The organism is Streptococcus sp. HMSC067A03, assembly GCF_001814295.1.
Lineage (GTDB): Bacteria > Bacillota > Bacilli > Lactobacillales > Streptococcaceae > Streptococcus > Streptococcus constellatus.
Window position 1 is genome coordinate 46,475 of the sequence record NZ_KV815682.1, and the last position, 289, is coordinate 46,763.

Below are 289 nucleotides of genomic sequence, written 5' to 3' on the forward strand. Positions count from 1 at the left end.
GAGCTGTGCTGTTTCGAATGGTTCCAAAACAACACCAAGATTCATCCGACCAGAATTGAGTTTTAGAGCTGTGCTGTTTCGAATGGTTCCAAAACTGTTTTTAGCGGCTGCTATAACAATCAATGGTTTTAGAGCTGTGCTGTTTCGAATGGTTCCAAAACATCATCCTGTTTAACATGGTGGCAAAACATGTTTTAGAGCTGTGCTGTTTCGAATGGTTCCAAAACTGCTTGTAGCGTTTATAACGCGAGTATGACGTTTTAGAGCTGTGCTGTTTCGAATGGTTCCA